This window comes from Bacillus sp. FJAT-29790, assembly GCF_019039215.1.
Lineage (GTDB): Bacteria > Bacillota > Bacilli > Bacillales > Cytobacillaceae > Cytobacillus.
This window is the reverse complement of record NZ_JAHNZZ010000001.1, coordinates 1,178,026-1,199,499: the sequence shown is the minus strand read 5'-3', so window position 1 is coordinate 1,199,499 and position 21,474 is coordinate 1,178,026. Positions and strand designations below refer to the sequence as shown.

18 protein-coding genes and 2 riboswitches are annotated in these 21,474 nt (G+C 39.3%); all 18 genes read right to left on the bottom strand.

Annotated elements, in window-relative coordinates; translation table 11 throughout:
• Window positions 1-21 precede the first annotated feature (21 nt).
• The 18 genes from BGM26_RS05600 to fabF all read right to left on the bottom strand — a co-directional run bounded on the left by BGM26_RS05600 (window position 22) and on the right by fabF (window position 21,461).
• A complete protein-coding gene (locus BGM26_RS05600; protein WP_217038727.1) occupies window positions 22-1,125 on the bottom strand; it encodes an ABC transporter permease in 1,104 nt (367 codons plus the stop codon).
• Window positions 1,122-2,051: an ABC transporter ATP-binding protein gene (locus BGM26_RS05595; protein WP_217038726.1), complete on the bottom strand. Its 930-nt coding sequence runs from the start codon at window positions 2,049-2,051 to the stop codon at window positions 1,122-1,124. Before BGM26_RS05595 ends, BGM26_RS05600 begins: the two co-directional genes overlap by 4 nt.
• Before the next feature lie 199 nt (window positions 2,052-2,250).
• Window positions 2,251-3,090, bottom strand: coding sequence for an HAD family hydrolase (locus BGM26_RS05590; protein ID WP_217038725.1), 840 nt, complete (start codon window positions 3,088-3,090; stop codon window positions 2,251-2,253).
• Window positions 3,091-3,193: 103 nt separating this feature from the next.
• Window positions 3,194-4,441 (bottom strand): glutamate-5-semialdehyde dehydrogenase, encoded by a 1,248-nt coding sequence (locus BGM26_RS05585; protein WP_217038724.1) that lies wholly within the window; start codon window positions 4,439-4,441, stop codon window positions 3,194-3,196.
• An 18-nt stretch (window positions 4,442-4,459) separates the two neighbouring features.
• On the bottom strand, window positions 4,460-5,554 hold the full coding sequence (gene proB / locus BGM26_RS05580; RefSeq protein ID WP_217038723.1) for a glutamate 5-kinase: 1,095 nt from the start codon (window positions 5,552-5,554) through the stop codon (window positions 4,460-4,462).
• Between the two features lie 640 nt (window positions 5,555-6,194).
• The gene (locus tag BGM26_RS05575; RefSeq protein WP_217040661.1) at window positions 6,195-6,845 is read right to left on the bottom strand and encodes a 3'-5' exonuclease; all 651 of its coding nucleotides are present in this window, start codon (window positions 6,843-6,845) and stop codon (window positions 6,195-6,197) included.
• A gap of 137 nt (window positions 6,846-6,982) precedes the next feature.
• Window positions 6,983-8,899, bottom strand: a complete 1,917-nt coding sequence (locus BGM26_RS05570) for a DUF294 nucleotidyltransferase-like domain-containing protein (protein WP_217038722.1) — start codon at window positions 8,897-8,899, stop codon at window positions 6,983-6,985.
• Between the two features lie 429 nt (window positions 8,900-9,328).
• Window positions 9,329-10,873 carry a solute symporter family protein gene (locus BGM26_RS05565; protein WP_217038721.1) on the bottom strand — a complete coding sequence of 515 codons (1,545 nt, stop codon included), beginning with the start codon at window positions 10,871-10,873 and terminating at the stop codon, window positions 9,329-9,331.
• Window positions 10,874-10,888: 15 nt separating this feature from the next.
• Window positions 10,889-11,221, bottom strand: coding sequence for a DUF485 domain-containing protein (locus tag BGM26_RS05560; protein ID WP_217038720.1), 333 nt, complete (start codon window positions 11,219-11,221; stop codon window positions 10,889-10,891).
• A gap of 461 nt (window positions 11,222-11,682) precedes the next feature.
• Window positions 11,683-12,291, bottom strand: coding sequence for a thiamine phosphate synthase (thiE, locus tag BGM26_RS05555; protein ID WP_217038719.1), 609 nt, complete (start codon window positions 12,289-12,291; stop codon window positions 11,683-11,685).
• On the bottom strand, window positions 12,288-13,091 hold the full coding sequence (thiM, locus tag BGM26_RS05550) for a hydroxyethylthiazole kinase (RefSeq protein WP_217038718.1): 804 nt from the start codon (window positions 13,089-13,091) through the stop codon (window positions 12,288-12,290). Before thiM ends, thiE begins: the two co-directional genes overlap by 4 nt.
• 24 nt (window positions 13,092-13,115) lie before the next feature.
• Entirely contained in the window at window positions 13,116-13,931 is an 816-nt protein-coding gene (gene thiD, locus BGM26_RS05545; protein WP_217038717.1) for a bifunctional hydroxymethylpyrimidine kinase/phosphomethylpyrimidine kinase, read from the bottom strand.
• A gap of 84 nt (window positions 13,932-14,015) precedes the next feature.
• Entirely contained in the window at window positions 14,016-14,705 is a 690-nt protein-coding gene (gene tenA, locus BGM26_RS05540) for a thiaminase II (protein WP_217038716.1), read from the bottom strand.
• 309 nt (window positions 14,706-15,014) lie between these two features.
• Window positions 15,015-15,105: riboswitch (TPP riboswitch) on the bottom strand.
• A 65-nt stretch (window positions 15,106-15,170) separates the two neighbouring features.
• A riboswitch (TPP riboswitch) is annotated at window positions 15,171-15,279 on the bottom strand.
• Window positions 15,280-15,423: 144 nt separating this feature from the next.
• Window positions 15,424-16,497 carry a branched-chain amino acid aminotransferase gene (locus BGM26_RS05535; protein WP_217038715.1) on the bottom strand — a complete coding sequence of 358 codons (1,074 nt, stop codon included), beginning with the start codon at window positions 16,495-16,497 and terminating at the stop codon, window positions 15,424-15,426.
• 380 nt (window positions 16,498-16,877) lie between these two features.
• The gene (locus BGM26_RS05530) at window positions 16,878-17,477 is read right to left on the bottom strand and encodes a response regulator transcription factor (RefSeq protein WP_217038714.1); all 600 of its coding nucleotides are present in this window, start codon (window positions 17,475-17,477) and stop codon (window positions 16,878-16,880) included.
• On the bottom strand, window positions 17,474-18,610 hold the full coding sequence (locus BGM26_RS05525) for a sensor histidine kinase (RefSeq protein ID WP_217038713.1): 1,137 nt from the start codon (window positions 18,608-18,610) through the stop codon (window positions 17,474-17,476). The genes BGM26_RS05530 and BGM26_RS05525 overlap by 4 nt, the downstream gene beginning before the upstream one ends.
• Window positions 18,611-18,943: 333 nt before the next feature.
• Window positions 18,944-19,972, bottom strand: a complete 1,029-nt coding sequence (desA, locus tag BGM26_RS05520; RefSeq protein ID WP_217038712.1) for a Delta(5) desaturase DesA — start codon at window positions 19,970-19,972, stop codon at window positions 18,944-18,946.
• 253 nt (window positions 19,973-20,225) lie between these two features.
• Window positions 20,226-21,461 (bottom strand): beta-ketoacyl-ACP synthase II, encoded by a 1,236-nt coding sequence (fabF, locus tag BGM26_RS05515; RefSeq protein WP_217038711.1) that lies wholly within the window; start codon window positions 21,459-21,461, stop codon window positions 20,226-20,228.
• Window positions 21,462-21,474 lie beyond the last annotated feature (13 nt).

Below are 21,474 nucleotides of genomic sequence, written 5' to 3'. Positions count from 1 at the left end.
TTTATTCGATAGTCCTTTACCCTATTCCCATTTAAACGTATAGCTGGCAACGATAAATGCTCCTATGAGCCAGCCGCCTAGAATAAGTGCCTCTGTTCCTAAACTCATAAACGATGCTCCGACATTCATCGTTTCTCGGAGTGCATGACTTAAATGCGCGATCGGCAAGGTTTGAACAATCGGCTGCAGAAATTCCGGCATGTCTTTAATCGGAAAAAATACTCCTCCCAAGAACAGCATTGGAAAGGAAAGAAAACCAGCAATAGGTGCAGCACTTTCTGGCGTTTTTGCAATACCTGCAATGATGAATCCAATCGCCATAAATGCTAAAGTTCCTAGGATGACAAAGCTGATCAGAGTAAGCCACGATCCTCTAACTTCAATGCCGAAAATAAGATGGGCAACACCAAGAACAATGAGTGCCTGCATGCCATTTAATACTAGTCTTGCGGTAATTTGTGCAGCAATAAAGGTTGATGCCTTTAATGTAGTTCCTTGCATTCTTCTTAAAATCCCGCGTTCCCTCCAAGCCGCAATTTGCCCCGCGACCCCGTTCATGTTGTTGCTCATAATCATCATCGCGACAATCCCAGGAACTAAGAAATCAATATATTTTAAGTTTAATGCTTCGATTCCCTGCGTATCGGTAACAATGACTGGAACATAATCAACCTTCGCTTTACTAATTCCATCTATCGCACCGTTTACTAGCTGAATACCAACCTGAGAAACGGCAAAATTGGTTTCATTATAGTAAACCGGTAGAGAAAACGGCTGCTGTGTATCTAAAGTTGTTTTGTTCAAAAAAGAATCGTATCCTTTCGGTATAACTACAACGACATGAAGATCGCCTTTTTTTAACTGCATAAATGCATCGTCTTTACTACTTTCTTCATTCAACTGAATGGCTTCGTTTTGTATTAACATGTCAATTAATTGTTGCGACTGAGTGGATTGATCTTGATCCACTACTCCAATCGATACTGACATTCCATTTCCGTTTCCTAAAAATGAGCCTAACATGATCATGAGAAAAATTGGAAAGGCTAACGTCCAAAATAAGACTTGGCGATTACGCAGAAAAATGCGTAATTGCGATAGCGTTAATTGCCAGTATGCTCTCATCCTTCACGTAACCTCCTTCCTGTCATGTGTATAAACACATCTTCTAGGGTAGCTGTACGTGTCTGCAGATCTACTAATTTGAGGTGTTTGTCGGAGGCCGTCTGAATCAAGCTCGTTAAGGTGGTTTGCAAATCATCAGTGTAAAGAACATAAGTATCTTTATGATTTCCAACTTGCTTTACTCCTTCAATTTCCTTTAAATCCACTTCAAGGGACTCATCTTGAAAACGAAACTCTACAGCACTATCTGATTGCAGGTTTTTAACGAGCAAAGAAGGTGTATCCAAGGCAATTAGCTGCCCTTGATCCATAATGGCAATTCGATCACACAAGACATGTGCTTCGTCCATATAATGAGTCGTTAAAACAATCGTTTTTCCTCTTTCTTTTAGGCGAAGAATAATATCCCACAGTGTTCTCCTAGCCTGGGGATCAAGTCCTGTTGTCGGCTCATCCAAAAAAATAATCTTTGGATCATGTACAAGTGCTAATGCAATCGCTAATCTTTGTTTTTGTCCGCCAGATAAACTCTTGATCCGATTCTTCGTTTTATCGGTAAGAAGCATATCTTCGATTAATGCAGGAATAGACACTTGTTTATTGTAAAAGCTGGCATATAAGTGTAATATTTCTTTCACTGTTAGTAGCTCAAAAAGTGTTGTGGATTGGAGCTGAACACCGATCACTTCTTTTATCTTATTTAATTCACGGGTGATATCAAATCCATCAATAAACGCAGTACCATCATCTGGTTTCCTAAGCCCAACCAACATTTCTAATGTCGTTGTTTTGCCAGCACCATTCGGACCAAGCAAGCCGAAAACTTCTCCTTTCTTCACTTGAAACTCGATCCCATTTACCGCTGTAAAATCACCATATTTTTTCAAAAGCTTCTGAACTTTAATAATCTCTTCCGCTGAATTCATCTCTCACACTCCAAATCTTTCATCACCAACCGCATATGGTTAAATATAGAATTCTGTACCTGCTGTTGTCAATATTTATCAATTTATCGTCTCTACATTCCTAACAAAACAAAAGGAGCTGATCTCGAAATCAACTCCGTCAATAAATATGCTATAAATGTTAATTGAGTACCTTCGCCTTATTTTTGGTTTTTTGGGGTTATCTTTTGTCCATTGTTTCATCTACGCCTATCATATTGTTACGCAAACTTTTTTCACTGAGTTCCTCTAATATTTGATATAGTCCTTCTAAATGCTGAATTTCAAAAGTAGGAACGACCTCATTCCGTACTTTTTCATGACGGTTTATCCATACTGATTTTATTCCTGCTTGATTAGCGCCAAGGATATCTGTCATTAAATTATCTCCGACCATGAGAACCTCATCTTTCTGTAGGGACATGAGGGATAATGCATGTTCAAAGATAGCAGGATCTGGCTTCCCTTTTCCGAAAGCACCAGAAATAACAATATGGTCAAAATATGGAACAAGCTCTGGTGTTATTGTTAATTTCGTATTTTGTAAGTCTGGTGAACCGTTCGTTAAAAGCAGAAGCTGGAAATTCTCTTTTAACGTATCTAATACATGAAACGTTTCTTCGTACACGAACGGTGTTTTTCGGCGCTCCTGCGGGAAACGTTCAGCTAACTCGGATCCAAAGTCCGGGTCATCTATACCGATAGCCTTTAACCCCATTGTCCACGAATCTCTTCGATAAGTAGGAACGATTTCTTTCATTTTTTTAAAATTTTCATCATCATCTAAAAAATTTCCCCATAATCCTTCAAACGGATTAATCCCAATCATTTGCGTAAATGAGTAAGTTTCATAGGAGGAATATAGATTTCTAGCTGCTTCGCGAACAGCTTCCTCAAACTGATTAGGGTCTACCCCATATCGTTCCCCAGCTATGTTACACGTAGCTGTAAAGGCTTCCTTAACACTTTTTTGATCCCAAAGAAGTGTATCATCTAAGTCGAAAAAAATGGCTTTTATCATTTCGAGCCTCACTTTTGTTTGTTTTAGTGTTTGAATACTAGTTTACCATACTATTTACTTTTTTGAATTGTTTGCAATAGCTATCTAAATGGCTAGTACCTTCTTACTCTCGAATCTGTCCATTTCCAAATATGAAAAATTTGCTTGAAGTGAGTGCTTCTAATCCCATTGGACCTCTTGCGTGAAGCTTTTGCGTACTGATTCCAATTTCTGCCCCATATCCAAACTCAAAACCGTCCGTGAAACGGGTCGATGCGTTATGATAAACAGCTGCTGCATCAACTTTAGTTAAAAAGGCAGCAGCATGAAGATCGTTATTGGTGATAATCGCTTCAGAGTGCTTCGTACCGTACTTGTTTATATGATCGATCGCATCATCAAGGTTTTTCACTACTTTAATGCCTACAGATAAAGCTAGATATTCTGTTAACCAATCGTCTTCAGTTGCTTGTTTTGCCGCCTTAAATACGCTTGTGACTTTTTCATCTCCATAAATTTCAACACCATTTTGTTGCAGTGCTACAAGTAACCGTTCCCCAGATTGTTCAAACCATGTTTCATGGATTAGAATCGTTTCAATAGCATTACAGACAGATGGACGCTGAATTTTAGCATTTAACACGATTTGTTCGGCCATTTCTTGTTTTGCTGTTTCATCTATAAAAATATGGCAGTTCCCTGCTCCTGTTTCTAAAACTGGAACAGTAGATTCCCGCACAACTGTTTCAATTAGGTTTTTACCACCGCGAGGAATTAAGACATCTAAATATTCATTCAGATGAAAAAGCTCCTTCGCAGTCTCTCTGCTCGTATCTTCAAGGAGCTGGACCGCATCAGTTGGGATGACACTTTTTTCAAGCGCTCGATGGATCGATTGAATAAGAGCCATGTTCGAGAATTTGGCGGATGAGCTCCCCCTTAATATGACCGCATTCCCCGTTTTTAAGGATAAGGTTGCCGCATCGATCGTGACATTCGGTCTTGCTTCATAGATCATCCCAATGACGCCAAGTGGGACGCGAGTTTTTTTAATCAATAATCCGTTTTCTTTTTGGATTGTTTCTAGTGTTTCTCCAATTGGATCTTTTAGTTCAATTAAAAGCCTGATTCCATGAGCCATATCATGAATACGCTTTTCATTTAGCATGATCCGATCAAGGATCGCATCAGCAAGCCCGTTTTGTTTTCCTTCATGGAGATCCTTTTCATTTTCTGCAAGAATTGTATTTTGATCTTCTACAAGCTGGTTAGCGATCAGTTCCAATGCCTCGTTTTTTTCCTCAGTTGTAATACCAATTAATGAATAGCTTGCTAATTTAGCTGCATGTCCTTTTGTCTTTACTTCACTCATTGCGGATCCCTCCAAAATTTATACTTTTACCCATCTGTCACGATGAATAACTTCAATATTTGACATAATGGGTTCTCTTCTATCAGAACGTTTCCCAATTACTTTTATCAAATCTTCTGAGGAATAGGTGACTTCCCCTCTCCCTAACAAGCCGTTTCGTCCAAATACTTCTACAACATCGCCCTTGTCAAAGCTTCCTTTCACTTTAAAAACCCCAGGTGGGAGCAAGCTTTTTCCGTTATAGAGGATTGCCTCCTCTGCCCCTTGATCAATGTAAATTTCCCCTGCAACTTCTGAATGGAGTGCGATCCATTGTCGGCTTGTATTTAGTGAACCTAGATCATTATTACTGATGTATGTACCATCCCCATTTCCTTCTAAGATTTCAATTAACTTTCGAGTTCCTTTTCCCTGTCCGATAAAAACAGGTACACCAAGGGAACTTGCTGTTTTTGCAGCTATTAGTTTCGACTTCATTCCACCTGTTCCTACCTTTGAACCGGATCCTTCTGCAGCAGCTAACATTTCATCTGAAACAGTTTCAAGAAAATCCATTCTTTTGGCATGTGAATTGAAACGTGGATCAGAATCATAAAGTCCATTAATATCTGTCAAAATGATTAGTTGGTCCGCGTGAATAAGTCCACTAACAAGGGCTGAAAGCATGTCGTTGTCTCCAAATGTTAATTCCTCTACAGAAACGGTATCATTCTCGTTAATAATCGGTAAAATCCTTCTTTCTAAAAGTTCCATTAGTGTTGCATAAGCATTTTTGTACCGGTCGCGATTTGAAAAGTCGCTCCGCGTCAAAAGAATTTGTGCAGGCACAATGCTATGTTCACTGAATTTTCCGATATAAGATTGTATAAGAAGACTTTGACCAACAGCTGCCGCAGCTTGTTTTCCTTTTAGCGTAATTGGCCTAGATGGATAACCTAGTCGTGCAAAGCCTGCCGCTACAGCCCCGGAAGATACTAATAATACTTCATGGCCGGCTTTCCGAAGAGCCGCAACAGCATTGATATGATCAGAAAACTTTGCTTGATCAATTTCTCCCCTTTCATTCGTTAAAGAACTGCTGCCAATTTTCACAACCACTCGTTTTTTTTCCATTTGCGATAACTCCTATTTATTTGATCTAATCAATTATTTTCATTGCTTTGAAATTTTGTCCGTTGATTTCCGCTGCGGGCACTTGCTTTCCGCGGGGAGGGACGGGAGCCTCCTAGGCGTAACCGCCTGTGGGGTCTCCCGCTCCCTCTTTTTCCCACTGGACACTGAATTTACATCCTCGAATCTGCCCACGCACGAAGGAAATGCGATAGCATTTTCGAGGAGTCAAGTGCCCTCCGCTCCAATCAACTCAGATTGTTATATTAAATCATACTTTTAAAATAACAAAGTTTACGAAAACAGCCAATTAATAATATCAATAAAAAAAGCCCAATTCGTCCTATAAATAAGGACGAAAGGGCTCTGCTTCCGTGGTACCACCTTGATTGGATGTATGAATACATCCCACTCTGCCTATTAACGCCAGGTATGCGCCTATGATTTAGCATAGGACTAGGGAGACAGGTTCTGCGGCTTATCTGTGGCGAAATCTTCCAGCTTATAAATCTCGCTCTCTGGCACATAAAGGTCCACATACTAGTTCTCCGTAAACGTTCAATGTTTTTTTAATATTATGACGGAGATGTAATAGAATGTCAAGTGATGCAAACCATTCAAACTCGATTTGTTATTTTCTAGACTACAATGCATAGTAATTATTTTTTCCCCCAGATAGGCGCAGTAAGTCACCGAGTCTTGTGATCCCTTTTTCCTCAAGACGCCTTAGTAGTTCAACGAACACGTGGGCTGTTGTCAATGCATCTTTAAGTGCTCTGTGGCGTGTAAACACTTTTGTATTAAACAAATGGGCATATTCCTCAAGATCGTGCATATCCCATGTTGGATATAAATAGTTGATGAAGTCAAGTGTATCAAAGGACATCGGTTCATTAAATTTAAATTTTTCCCGCTGTAATTCTTTTTTGATGACCATTGCGTCAAAGCTAAGATAATGCCCTACCCATCCTGTACTTTGATGATTCACCATAAATTGAAAGAATTGATCTATCGCCTCAAGAGCAGATGGAGCTTCTTCCAGGTGCTTCTGTTCGATGGATGTTAATTCTGTAATATGGGCCGGAATAACACGATGCGGATTGATAAATGATTGAAAAGTCTTATCTGTCACTTCCATCTTTTCAACAAGAACGCCGCCAATTTCGATAACCCGATCATTTGCACCAATCGCAAAGCCAGTCGTTTCTGTATCAAATACCGTAAATGACAAATCGCGAACCGGCGTGTCTAGCTGTAGAGATTCACCTAAACGGTAATTTAATCGCTTTTTCATCCAAAACAAATTCCATCCCCCTTTGTTTCTTCTTTACTGCATTCCGCAAAGGAACCATTTAAGAAAGACCCGATCGTATAATCTAGCTTTTGTTGTGAAGTGTCCAAAAGCTGCATTGTTTTAACCTGAAGATATTTTTACAATTTTGATAAAAGGTGAAATTGCAAAGACCGGACTGTTTTTAACATCGTAATTAATTCATCTTTTTCCCAGCTGCGAATGAGTGCGAATTTTATTTCTGTCGTAATTTCTTCATGGCGTAGATGCTTTTTCCATGACATTTGAATGCGTGTTCTAAGTGCCACTTCATATGCATGGCGTAAATCATCCGCAAACCCATCTGAAAGCGCACCTCTCTTTACTAGCTCATTCAATAGCAGCACCGGTGTTCCTTCAATAATGCCGTTATGGACACCTAACACCTGCAGGCAATGATGGAGTGGAAACAAAGCATGTTTTTTTATATCAATCATCTGCCGCTTCCCTTTAAACAAAATCTGAAAGGGATGTTCAAACTGCGGAACAAGTTTTTCTCGCTCCTGCTGGGCCATGTAATAAACAAAGGTTTGAGAGCTTTTCATTTGGTACTGCACCATATTTGTAAATAGCCCATCCAATGAGGGATCTCCATATAAAAAACGAAAGGATAAAAAATTGTATCCTAAGAGTATATGATCGTCAGTTGGCTTTAATGCCCACTGGCGAATGCGCTGCTGCCATTTAGTTACGGAACCTCGCCATTCCTCTTCGCTTGACATCATCCGACCTTTACATAAGGAATAACCAGCTTGTTGAAGATGATTAACAATTTCTTGCCCGAGCAAGGAAAAGTATTTATCTACAAATGCTTCATTTTCTTTCTCTGGGTCAGCGTAGACAAGGAAATGATCCTGATCTGTTAGCATGAACTGCTCGCCACGCCCGCTGCTGCCCATTTGATACCAGGAAAAAGAAACAGGCGGGATCCCTTTCCCTTGTCTTTCTAACGAATCGACAGCCAATTTTACACAGTGGCGCGCAAGCCGATCGTATAGCTTTGTAATCATTTCAAGTGTTTGTATGGTAGAGATTTCATCGTGTATTAAATTAGATAAAACATCGTAGATAGCATATTTCACCTTTGGTAAGTTTTCGAACGAAGATTCTTCAATCGTCTTGATTATTCCCATTGATCCTCGATTTCTTTTTGTTAACAAATTAGAAAGTGTTACAATACCGACTGCTTTTTCTCCCTCAACGACAGGTAAGTGTTTTACTCCATTCATATAAAATGCTGAAAGTACCTCGAAATAATAATCGTGTCGGGAAACGGTGTACAACCTACTCGTCATAATATCTTTCGCTTTTAGAGAGCCGCTAAAGGCCTTCGCCACAACACGTTGAACGATATCTTTCTCGGTAATGATCCCTGTGAGATGCTCATTTCCATCAATAACTAGGACGGAGCTGATCGAATAATCGACCATCTTCTCCGCAATATTTTGAACTGTTTCCTCTTCATTAACAGTGATAGCTGGTGATTGCATTAAATCTTGCACACGGCGGACGAATGGCTCACTTTCTCCCCATTCACCAGTAAATTTCAGTTGTTCCGCTAGTGATGAGTATGTATCCCGGAGGCGGACCGCCACCTTCTTTAATATAAAATTACGAACAAATTCATCTTCCCATCTGACTTGAACGACCGAATAAGGGATATGGAGGCAGTATGAATTTTCCGCGGCTTCGATTTCGAATTTGTGGTGATCAATAGAATCTTCAACCTCTCCTAAAAAATGAGCAAGGGTGTAAAAACCAAAGAATTCTCCTTCTTGAAGCACTTCAAGAACTTCACAGTTATTGTTTTCGTCTTCGACGTAAACTTCGGCCATACCTGTCAAAATAAGAAGGAGTCCTTCAAAAGGGGGGGTTGAGTGAAGTATTTTTTCGGATTTTCGATAATACTTCAGTCTGCAGTCTTCCATCAGCAGTGCAAATGTTTCATCTGGAATTCCTTTAAAAAGAGGCTGATTGTGTACCAACTTTAATCGTTCTTTCTCTTCATGAACGTTCATCTATCTTATCTCCATTATTTTTTTAGGCTGTTTTCGCATATATTGTTGTTTTAGCCTTCTTAGTTTACCCGTTGCTTTCCGCTGCAGGCACTTGCATTCCGCGGGGAGGGACAGGAGCCTCCTCGGCGTAACTGCCTGCGGGGTCTCCCTTCCGTCTATTCCCGCAGGACACTGAATTTACATCCTTGAATTGGCCCACACACGAAGGAAATGCGATAGCATTTTCGAGGAGTCAAGTGCCCTACGCCCAATCAACTCAGATTATTAAATAAAAATAACATTATAAAAGCAACAAACTTTACGAAAGCAGCCTTCAATTATTTTAAAAATCCCCCGTTCACTAAGAAGACGGGGGATACGGATTAAAAGATTTTATTGAAAAGTAAAAGAGCTACCTTCCCATCATCTATACGGTTTCCTAATCGGAAATTAACCGAGTTTTCTATAACCTGTCTGCGCTTGGAAGTGCACCTCTTCGAATTTCTTCTCATCCTGTTTTTTCGATGAAAGCAGGGTACCAACAATCGCTGCCAAGAATCCTGCTGGAACAGAAATTAGGGCAGGATTTGCGAATGGGAATAACGGATTGCCAACGAAAAACGCTTTTCCTTCAACAGGATTAATAACGTTCGGGCTTACAGCAACAAGGACGACTGCGACGATCAAACCCGTCAGCATTGAAGCAACTGCACCTGTCGTATTAAAGCGCTTCCAATAGATTGTAAAAAGAATCGTCGGTACATTCGCAGATGCAGCGACACAGAATGCAAGTGAAACGAGAAACGCTACATTTAGTTTTTCTGAACCAAGTGCAAGAAGGATAGAGAAAACAGACACGCCGAGAGCTGCCCAACGTGCAGCGTTTACTTGCTGCTTTTCTGTCACCTTTCCTTTTTTAATAATTTGTCCGTATAGATCGTGTGCAATTGCTGAAGCTCCTGACAATACAAGCCCTGCAACAACCGCAAGAATGGTTGCAAACGCAACAGCTGCGACAAACGATTCAAGTAAGTTACCGCCAAGAACTCCTGCAAGCATTGGTGCCGCCATATTTCCAGCTGCGTTTTCAGCGATAATTGCATCAGCTCCAACGAATTTAGCCGCCCCGAAACCAAGGAAGATCGTCATAACATAAAAAATTCCAATAATCCAAATAGCGTAAATAACGGAAGAACGAGCAGTTTTCGCATCTTTTACGGTAAAGAAACGCATTAAGATATGCGGTAAGCCAGCAGTACCCAATATTAGTGCAATAAGAACGGATATAAGATCGAACGGATTTTTATAAACAACACCTGAATGTAAATAACTCTCTCCGTGAGCAGTTGCTGTCGACATTTGGGCAAACATGTCAAGCATATTGAAATTAAATTTCAGAAGAACAAGGAAAGAAATAATAATGGTTCCAGCCATAAGAAGAGCCGCTTTAACAATTTGTACCCAGCTCGTAGCAGCCATTCCACCGAACAGTACGTAAATCGACATCATCACCCCGACGATTAGTACCGAAATCCAATAGTCGATACCAAGAAGTAACTTTATAAGTGCACCAGCCCCAACAAGTTGGGCAATCATATAAAAAATAACTATCGTAATCGTATTTAAAGCTGCAGCACCACGGACTTTTGTCGCAGAAAAACGCGAACCGATCATATCCGCCATCGTATATTTCCCTAAATTTCGTAAAGGCTCTGCGATAAGAAACAAAACGACTAAGTATGCCGTAAGCCAGCCTATGCTGTAGTAAAAACCATCAAATCCATTTAACGATATGGCTCCCGCAATCCCAAGGAACGATGCAGCAGATAAGTAATCACCTGCAATCGCTAGCCCGTTCTGCCATCCAGTCAAAGATCCACCGGCTGTGTAGAATTCACTCGCTGTCGATGTCCGTTTCGATGCCCAGTAAGTGATGTACAGTGTAATTCCAATGACACCAACGAATATAAGTGCTGAAAAAACATCAAATTCCAAATTAAATACCCCCTTTTATTTTAAAATGTTTTTTGCGATAATTTCTTCCGATTCTTCATCGAATCCAGAAGCTTTTTTCATATAAATAGTTGCAAACACCCATACCATAATGAACATCCCGAAAGAGTACATCCATGTCCATGTAATCCAACCGATCGCTCTCACCTCAAGAATTGATGTAAATCCAGTCAGAATAGGTAATAAGAAATAGGCAGCAAAAAAGAATATAATATAAGGCGTCATAAATTTATTTTTTCTTTTGACAAAACTTTTGAATTCCGGTGTATTGACAATTTTCTCATAATCTAAATCAGTAGCCAGTTCTTTTTTGTACGCTTTATTACTCATCGTTTCAGCTCCTTTATTTTTTTGAAGATGCGCAATCTTCTGTCTTCGGGAAGTATAATAGTGCATTCCTCTTCTTTCTATTTGTTATATGTCTCTATGAATTTACCACCCCCTGCAGACTGAACGCTTAGTCACCTTCAATGTAAAAGGGACCAGTCCTGCTTAATACCTGTCTTCCCCCCTTGATTTGGTCTCTCGTAAGCACTAAAAAAAGAGAGTCCATCGAGTTTTTTAACCCCCCCTGTTTGAAAAATGTAATAAAACATTATACTGTTCTATCACATAATATACATTATTTCAAATTTTCAGAAATTAATCAATAGAAACTTCTATTAATTTTCCCTTTTTTACTTATATTTTACAATAAGGATTTTGATTTAGTTACAATTTCAAATCATTTTCGTAAAAATTCTCAAAAAGAAAAGCAAAACCCCTATAAAGGGGTTTTACTCCATTACAATCTAGTCCCAAGCCTTCCGAAATGCGACTGCCGCTTCAAAGGGATTTTCAGCTTTCATAATCCCTGAAACAATCGCAACGCCGGCAAGGTTTATATTTCGAATTGTTTCTATGTTTCTAAGGTTGATCCCACCAATTGCTACTGCGGGGATGGAAACGGCATTAGCAATTGTTTCTAGCATTCCTTTAGGAAGGACTTCTGCATCACTTTTTGATTGAGTTGGAAAAGCGGCACCGACACCAATATAATCAGCACCATTCTCCTCCGCCTCTTTCGCTTCTTCTACTGTTGATACTGAAATTCCAACGATCATTGAGTCCGGTACAATTATCCTAACAGCTGATAAAGGGAGATCACTTTGACCGACGTGTACACCAGCGGCATTAACTGCTAAGGCGACATCGACGCGATCGTTTATGATAAGCGGGACATCGTAGCGTGTAAGCAATTCTTTGACACTTTTCGCTTTTTTTAAAAAGCTGCTTCCTGTAGTCTTTTTTTCACGTAGTTGAACGAGCGTCACCCCGCCCTTTATAGCCTCTTCTATAATTCTGAGAAGCTCCTCTATAGGAACAGATTCTTCTGTGACTAAATATAGCTTGTAATTCATACGAAACGTACTCCTTTTTCCCAAATATGCTCATCCATCTGAAAGATTTCATCCATTAGTTTTATTCGAAACGTACCAATTCCATCGTTTTCATGTAACGCTTTTTTAGCACGTTCCCCGGATAAACTCATGACAGACATTCCTGCAATTGCAGCTGAAAACAGGTCATCTGTTAACCCTGCAAAACAAGCGATTAAGGAAGCGGTCATACAGCCAGTTCCGGTGACTCGCGTCAACCAAATATCGCCATTAGCAATTTGGATACACTTTTCTCCATTCGATATAGCGTCATGCTCTCCACTAATGACCGTGATCGCTTGTAGCTGCTGGGAAGCCTTTAGGGCTAGTTCTTCTTTAGACAAAGAAAGTTCCCCTGCATCCACCCCTCTTGTTTGTGCCTTACCACCAATTAGCGCATACACTTCGGTTGCGTTTCCACGTACGATTGAGACGTTTACATTCTTTAAAAAGTCGTTCGCCCTTTCTGATCGAAAACGAGTAGCTCCAACACCAACAGGATCGAAAACAACAGGTATTCCTTTCTTATTTGCAGCTTGGCCAGCAATTACCATAGCTTCGTACGTAAGATTATCAATTGTGCCAAAATTAATAACAAGTGCATCTGCAAGGTTTACCATGTCCTCAACCTCATCCAAACTCGTTGCCATCACAGGTGAACCACCTATTGCAAGTGTTGCATTTGCGCAATCATTAATCGTCACAGTATTAGTAAGGTGGTGAACAAGTGGATGCTGGTCTCTTATTTTTGAAAATAAATCCTTAATGGCAGTTATATTCATACGATTTATCCTCCATATCGATTACTATTTACTTAGTAAAGGTATAAGATTTGCTTTTTTATAGAGTTCGTAAAAATGATTTGTTGGCCCATGCCCATTGCCGAGATCGAGACTATGCGCAATCGCTATCTCAATATATTTTTTTGCAATCTGAATGGCTTCGATTAGGGAAGCGCCTTTTGCTAGATTTGCCGTAATCGCGGATGAAAGCGTACAGCCCGTTCCATGGGTATTATTTGTATGAATTCTTTTTCCATTTAACCAATGGAAATTTGCCCCATCGTAAAATAAATCATTTGGCTCACCGCTTAAATGACCACCTTTTAAGAGAACCGTCTTTGCCCCAAGGGAGTTGATCACAAGACATGCATCCTTCATATCCTCATCAGTATGAATGGGTCTCTTTATCAATACTTCTGCTTCTGGAATATTGGGTGTTATGATCGTCGATAGCGGGATCATTTTATCTTTCAATGCTGAAATCGCCTCTTCCTGTAATAAATAATGTCCCCCTTTTGACACCATCACAGGATCTAAAACGATAAGGGCAGGTTTGTATTTCTCTAGAGATTGGGCAACAACATCTACTGTGGCAGCGGATGAAAGCATCCCAATTTTTACTGCATCAACGCGAATATCATCAAAGACAGCTTCCATTTGATCCTTTATGATCGGCTGTTCCATATTTTGCACGGAACGAACTTCGAGCGTGTTTTGCGCTGTCACTGCTGTAATAACAGACATACCATAGACACCATGAGCTGCAAATGCTTTTAAATCAGCTTGAATTCCTGCACCGCCCCCGGAATCAGAGCCCGCGATTGTAAGTGCTGTTTTCATGAATGATTCCTCCTACCGCCTTATTTCTAATTAATATTTTCAATAGCCCGTAACCCATGTTTGCCCCTGTATAAGAACTATTCGTTAGATCGGCCAGTCTTGTTTGCGATAGTTCATATCCCAAAATAAATATTCATATTTGGATGTCATCTGAAAATGCTCTTCTAATACAGCAAGCTCACGCTCCGGTTTCCCTTCTGCAAGCTTGTCCATCAGCTGAATTAACCATTTAGCACCATCACCAAATGTTTCGGAATCATAAGTTTCAATCCATTTTGCATACCGATTAGTTTCTATCTGATCCCCATATTGCTTTCTTAATAGTTTTCCAATTTCCCAATAATCCCAAGCACATGGGAGTAAACACGCGACTACTTCAGCTAAACTCCCATTTTGTGCGACATTTAACATATATCTGGTATATGCTAGATTGACTGGGGTAGGTTTTGTGGCCTCTAGCTCCTCTCTTGAAATGCCAAATTCCGATGCAAACTGACGGTGTAATTCCATTTCAAAATGCAACGTTTCATGCAGAATTTGAGCAAATTTCCCCATCGTCTCTAAGTCTTGCGCCTTTAATACCCCCACCGCAAAAAGCTTAGAATAATCGATTAAATATGCGTAATCTTGCTTCATGTAGTAAATGAACTTTTCTTCTTCTAATATTCCTTTTCCTATCTCCTGAACGAATGGATGATTGTGATTTTTCTCCCAAATTGGCTGCACGTTTTCAAATAATCTGTCTGTGAATTTCTTTGTTTTTACGGTTTCCACCCTAATTCCTCCTCAATGGAAAAAACGAAAGTATTTTCCAGTTTTATATATTGGTATTTCAGTATTACAATAATTAAGGAAATTTGCCTTGTACTTATAAAAAACAAACACTCATGCGCATCTACTTTAAAGCACAGTATGTAAATGTCGTTCAATCTCTTTCACGGAAATGGATATGGTTCGTCTAAGGCAAATTCTGCGTAGGTCCAATTAGTTATTCACACAGAAAATAACTGATTCTAAATCTCAGCAAACAGAAAAACCGCTTTCCAGATTTGGAAAGCGGTTGAATGATTTACTGATTCTTGTCAATCATCAAAACTACTTCCCTACGCTAGTTCAAACTAGATCAGGTTCAAAGGGTTACTTCTCAGCCATAAAGGCGCCCCTAGCAGATCATATAAAGTTATCAAAAAACCCCCACTCAGCTGACATTAGAGTGGGGGTTGACATAAACGACATTCTTTCAACCATTATCCACTTCCCTACGCCAGAATGAACTAGTTCAGGTTCAAAGGGTTTTGAACGTCCGCTCAATCTCAGTCTTAAAAAAAAGACACCCCTAGTGTTAACAACCATTTAATTCATATCATAACATGTATATTTATTTAAGCAAGGGAAATGGTGTAATATTTAGATTATTATATAACAGAGCAAGAATCGTGTTGCTAAAGCAATTGAAGATTGCGTTTATGTCGATCAGTTAAATTCTATGATATTACTCGACTTTCATCGTCCAGCCAAATGGATCAGCTATCGTCCCATTTTGAATGCCAGTCAATGTATCGTATAATTTTTTGGATAACTCGCCTGTTTCCCCATTGTTGACGATAAGCTTTTCATTTTGCCAGAAAAACTCGCCGATTGGTGAAATGACGGCTGCTGTTCCTGTACCAAACGCTTCTTCCAATAATCCATCTTTATGGGCTTGTTGAATTTCTTCCATAGAAATTTGACGTTCTACGATAGGGATATTCCAATGTTTTAATAGTTGAATGATTGAATCCCTTGTTACTCCTTCTAAAATACTTCCATTTAGAATCGGAGTGACGACTTCTCCATTGATTTTAAAGAAGACGTTCATACTTCCAACTTCTTCAATATACTTCTTTTCTTTCCCGTCCAGCCATAAAACTTGGGAATAACCAGCAAGACTTGCTTCTTCTTGTGCTTTTAAGCTGCCAGCATAGTTCCCGGCTGTTTTTGCATTCCCTGTTCCGCCTGCTACGGCTCTTACAAATTCTTGCTCTACTGCAATTTTCACTGGATTAATGCCTTCTTTATAATAAGCACCCACCGGAGAAAGTATTATGATAAATTGATAACTATGTGAAGGTGCGACACCTAAATATGGCTCTGTTGAAATCATAAATGGGCGGATATATAAGGATGTCCCTTCAACAGTAGGAACCCACTCTCTATCAACGATTAGCAATTTTTTTAACGCATTTAATGCGAACTCTTCATCCATCTGCGGCATGCATAGGCGTGCGGTCGAACGATTTAACCTCTCCATATTTTTCTCAGGTCTAAACAGTAATACCTGCTCATCTTTTGTCAGATAAGCCTTAAGTCCTTCAAATACCGTTTGTCCATAATGGAAGATCATAGCGGAAGGCTCTAAGGTGATCGGCTGATATGGTACAATTCGTGGATCATGCCAGCCTTTTTCTTCCGTGTAATCCGCAATAAACATATGATCTGTAAAATTCCTTCCAAACTGAAGCTGATCAAATGCAGGTTTTTGTTTTCTTGTTGTACTTAGGTTAATTTCAATTTGATAGTCTGTCATCTTACTTCTCCCTGTCTATTATTAATGCAGCTCACTTGAGCTCTGTTGCTTATCATAAAGAGTTGATCACAAAATGAACCTCTCTAATATGCTTTACGCAACCTTTTTACTAGAAATACTGGTATTTCATTTTTAACTAGTAATTATAATAATAATTATCCGACAATTAATAGGCTTTTGTCGAGTGATTTTTACAAATTAATCAAAAAATTTTGTTTCCTTGTGATTGCTGCTTCGATTTTGAGGCGAAAATTGTATAAAACAAAGGCTGTTTTCGTAAAGTTTGTTACTATTTAACCAAAAAGAGATCTAGTTGATTTAAAAAACACCCAAAACAAAAGAGATCCTATGAAAATAGAATCTCTCCCCTAATATATTTCTTATTTAAACCAGCCTTTTTCCTTTGACTGGGTAATCGCTTCGATTCGGTTTTTCACTTCAAGTTTATCTAGTATTTGTGAAATATAGTTTCGGACGGTACCGGTTTTGATGCTAAGTTGATCGGCGATTTCTTTTGTGTTTTTTCCGTCTGCAACGAGTTCCAGGACTGCTTTCTCCCTTTCGGTTAGAGGGTTTTCTTCACTGTAGACATCATCCATTAGTTCGGGAGCATAAATGCGCCTTCCGCCCATTACCATGCGGATGGAATTTGCAAGATCTTCACTTGGACTATCTTTCAATAAATAGCCTCTGACTCCTGCCTTTAGAGCCCTTTGAAAATAACCAGAACGAGCAAAGGTAGTTAAAATAATCACTTTGCATTCTAGCTCTTTTATCTCCTCAGCAGCCTCAAGACCGCTTTTCTCCGGCATTTCAATATCCATGATACAAATATCGGGTTGATATTTATTCACAAGCGCAATAGCTTCTTCACCATTGCTTGCCTTTCCAACAACTTCCATGTCTTCTTCCAAATTGAGTAGTGAACCTAATGCTCCTAACATCATCCGCTGGTCTTCAGCAATGACAATTCGAATCATTTAAGCTCCTCCTTATCTGTCTGCTTTACGACACTTGGTACTTTCATCGTGATCATCGTCCCTTTATTTGCAACAATTTCAAGGCTTCCGTTAACAAATTCAAGACGTTCTCTTATTCCTAGTAAACCATGCCCTTTTGAAAGATCATAATCTTCGACAATGCCTTTTCCATTGTCGGAAACGATAATGCATATTTCATTTGGTGTTTGCTCAATGGTGATTTCGCATATTGTCGCTTTGCTATGTTTTACAACATTGGTTACTGCTTCTTTCATACACATACTAAGAATATTTTCAAGAAAAATGGACACATTTATTAGCTTTACTTCCTTTTCATGAACAAAGGTAATTTGGGCTGCCTTTAGGATTTGTTTAATCCGAATCATTTCTTCTTTCAATCGAATTCCACGCATTTGCGATACCATTTTCCGGACTTCATTCAAGGCAGTTCTCGCCGTTTGTTGAACATCTTTCATTTCACTTCGCGCTTGCTCAGGATCTTTGTAAACTAATTTTCTTGCTAAATCGCTTTTTAATCCGATGAGCGAGAGCTTCTGTCCTAGTGTATCATGAAGGTCGCGGGCAATCCGTTGGCGCTCCTCCTGTTTAACGAGATCTGCAATTTTCTTATTGGCATCTTCCAGTTGTTCTTCAAGCTGCTCCTGCTTTTTCTTATTGAAAATATTGAAGGGCAGAAGGATGACGCTAATCCAAATAATAATGATAAATGGCAGTTGCCGTAAAAATAATTCATCTTTAAGAACAAAGTTATAATTAATCGAAATGGTCGTACAGACTAAGTGAATAATATATAACGTCAGGAAAGTCACGCGGTTCTTTATATTGCCATTGTAATAGGCAATATAAAAAGCAAAATAAACAAATTGGAAGTGGATCGCCATTGCTGTGGATATACCGATTAAGATACATGTCCATAAATAAATGGGCCATTTTTTTGACATAAAAGCAAATCGATACGAAATAAAAAACAAAATAGTCAGGGTAAAACCAACAATGATTTCTATCGTGGAGGAGGTTTGGAAAATAAAATAAAATGGCAATATGCTAAAAACGCTCCAAATATATGGAGAAATACCTGAGCTCTTTAGAAATGGTAAATACCTTTTAAACATGATAGAACCTCTTTTAATATTGGCTTTATTAATGAATAAAGTTGATTTATCGCATGGCGACAATCCAATCGAGTACCTTTTTGCGTATGCAAAACGTAAACTTTTGAAGTTAAATCGAACCCGTGCGGTACCAACAATCTTGTTTAACAGCGCCTTACTTGTTGAAATGGGACTCACATGCTATTCTATCCTACTTTACCATACAGTAAAACCCCCACATTTGGAGGTTTCACTTTGTCCGGAAGAATATTTTTCTTTGATCTCTTCAGCCGTTCTCAATTTTCAATAACAAAAATATACTTCCATTATAAATTCATCTCAAACGTTCCGATTTCACTTAGACGCTAACTCGCTATTTTTTCTGCTTTGCATATAATCTGTAACTTCCCTAAATCCGATAAACTTTTTATTTTCATCATCCCAAAGTCGGAATTGCAAAGAAGTTAAGCTTGTGGATAAAGTAACAGTTGGTACGTTTTGCAATGGTTGTGTATTATTATGCGCTTCTTCAAGCTTATAATTTGGCACTCTTGGACTTAAATGGTGAACATGGTGGTAACCGATATTCCCAGTTATCCATTGCAGCGGTTTCGGCAGCTTGTAGAACGAACTTCCTTCGACCGCTGCTTTCACGTACTCCCAGTTTTCATCTTCTTCGAAATATGAATCCTCAAATGTATGCTGTACGTAAAACAACCAAATACCTGCGGCGCCTGATATTAAAAAGATTGGGCCTTGTACTAATAAAAATGCTTCCCAGCCAATTGCCCAGCAGAGCAATGCGTATAAAGCAACAATCGAAATATTCGTCAAATACGTATTCATCCGTTCATTCTTGCGGGCATTTTTTCGATTAAATCGATTTTGAATAAGAAAAACATAGATAGGTCCAAGTCCAAACATAACAAGTGGATTCCGATAAAGGCGATAGGCTAAACGCTTCCAAAATGACGCAGCCATATATTCATCAACCGTAAGCATCCAAATATCCCCCGTACCCCGCTTATCTAAATTGCTGCTTGTTGCATGATGGACGGAATGGTCGTGCTGCCATTGGCTGTACGGAAAAACAGTTATTACACCGGTGATCGTTCCGATAATTTTATTCGCAAGGCGATTTTTAAAGAAGGAATGGTGACAGCAGTCATGAAAAATGATGAATATTCGCACCAAAAATCCTGCTGCTACTACAGCGAGTGCTAACGTTAATAAATATGAAACAGATATACTTTTATATGCTAGAAACCATAACAATATAAAAGGCACTATCGTATTAATGATCTGCATAATGCTCGCTTTTGTATTTGATTTTTCATATGGAGCCATTTGTTTTCTTAAATTATTTTGCTTTTGTTTAGTCATATTAATTGGACCCTTCCTCTAATTATTCTATTAATTCTAATAGTAAAAGAATGAAGAAAGAATGATAAGTCATACGTGTCATGTACAAACCATGATAAATGTCATGGTTTGAAAACAAAATTCAGTTATTAGTAGTGAATTCTACTTTTATTTATTGTCACGTTTTCAACTATCACTATTATGGAGCATCCTATTATAGAAAAAAGCTCGTAGAATCGCCCAAATACTGACGATGCCTACAAGCTTTTTTTATTCAATAGTTCCTGAATATTAATGACACATTATGTCCGCCAAATCCTAATGAATTGGATAAGACTATATTTAAGCTAGCATTTTTTGCTTTATTTGGAACATAATCTAAGTCTAACTCTTCATCTGGTGTTTCATAATGAATGGTTGGCGGGATGATCCCATCCTTGATTGATAAGAGAGAAAAAATGGCTTCAATTGCACCAGCTGCGCCCAATAAATGTCCAGTCATAGATTTCGTTGAGCTAACAGCTAATTTATAGGCATGATCACCGAAAACTTCTTTGATTGCTATTGTTTCGTATAAATCATTATAATAGGTGCTTGTCCCATGTGCATTGATGTAATCAATTTGTTCAGGAGCGATATCAGCATCGTTTAAAGCTAGTTTCATTGCCCGCTGACCGCCTTCTCCATTTGGGGCTGGCGTCGTAATATGGTAAGCATCACCTGTAGCGCCATAACCTGCCATTTCCCCATAAATTTTCGCGCCGCGTGCTAACGCATGTTCTAACTCTTCTAAAATAATAATTCCTGCACCTTCGGCGATAACAAATCCATCGCGATCCTTACTAAATGGGCGGCTTGCTGTTTCCGGATCTGGATTCGTAGAAAGTGCAGTCATGTTTGAGAATCCTGCAATCGTCATCTCCGTGATCGCTGCTTCCGTTCCCCCAGCAATCATCATTTCAGCTTCGCCATTTTGAATGACACGATATGCATCTCCGATTGAATTTGCTCCAGATGCGCATGCTGTAACCGAGCAATTATTTATTCCTTTTGCCCCCAATTCAATCGACACACGCCCAGAAGCCATATCTGGGATCAGCATAGGGATAATAAATGGATTGACACGTCTTGGGCCTTTATCTAAAAATCGCTTATGCTGGACTTCGAATTCATCTAATCCGCCAATACCTGAGCCAATCCAAACGCCGACACGCTCTGGGTTAATATTCTGGCCGATTTGAACCCCCGCATCATGAATAGCCATCTTGCTCGCAGCAACAGCAAACTGCGTGAAACGCCCCATTCTTTTTGCTTCTTTGCCATCCATAAATTCTTCTGGTACGAAGTCTTTGACTTCCCCTGCAACCCGAACGTTAAATTTCTCAACATCAAACTTTGTGATTGGCGCAATGCCTGACACACCATTTTTAATATTTTCCCATGTTGTAAAGGCATCATTTCCTATAGGTGTGATTGCTCCAATGCCTGTAATAACTACCCGTTTCTTCATTTTATATTCCCCT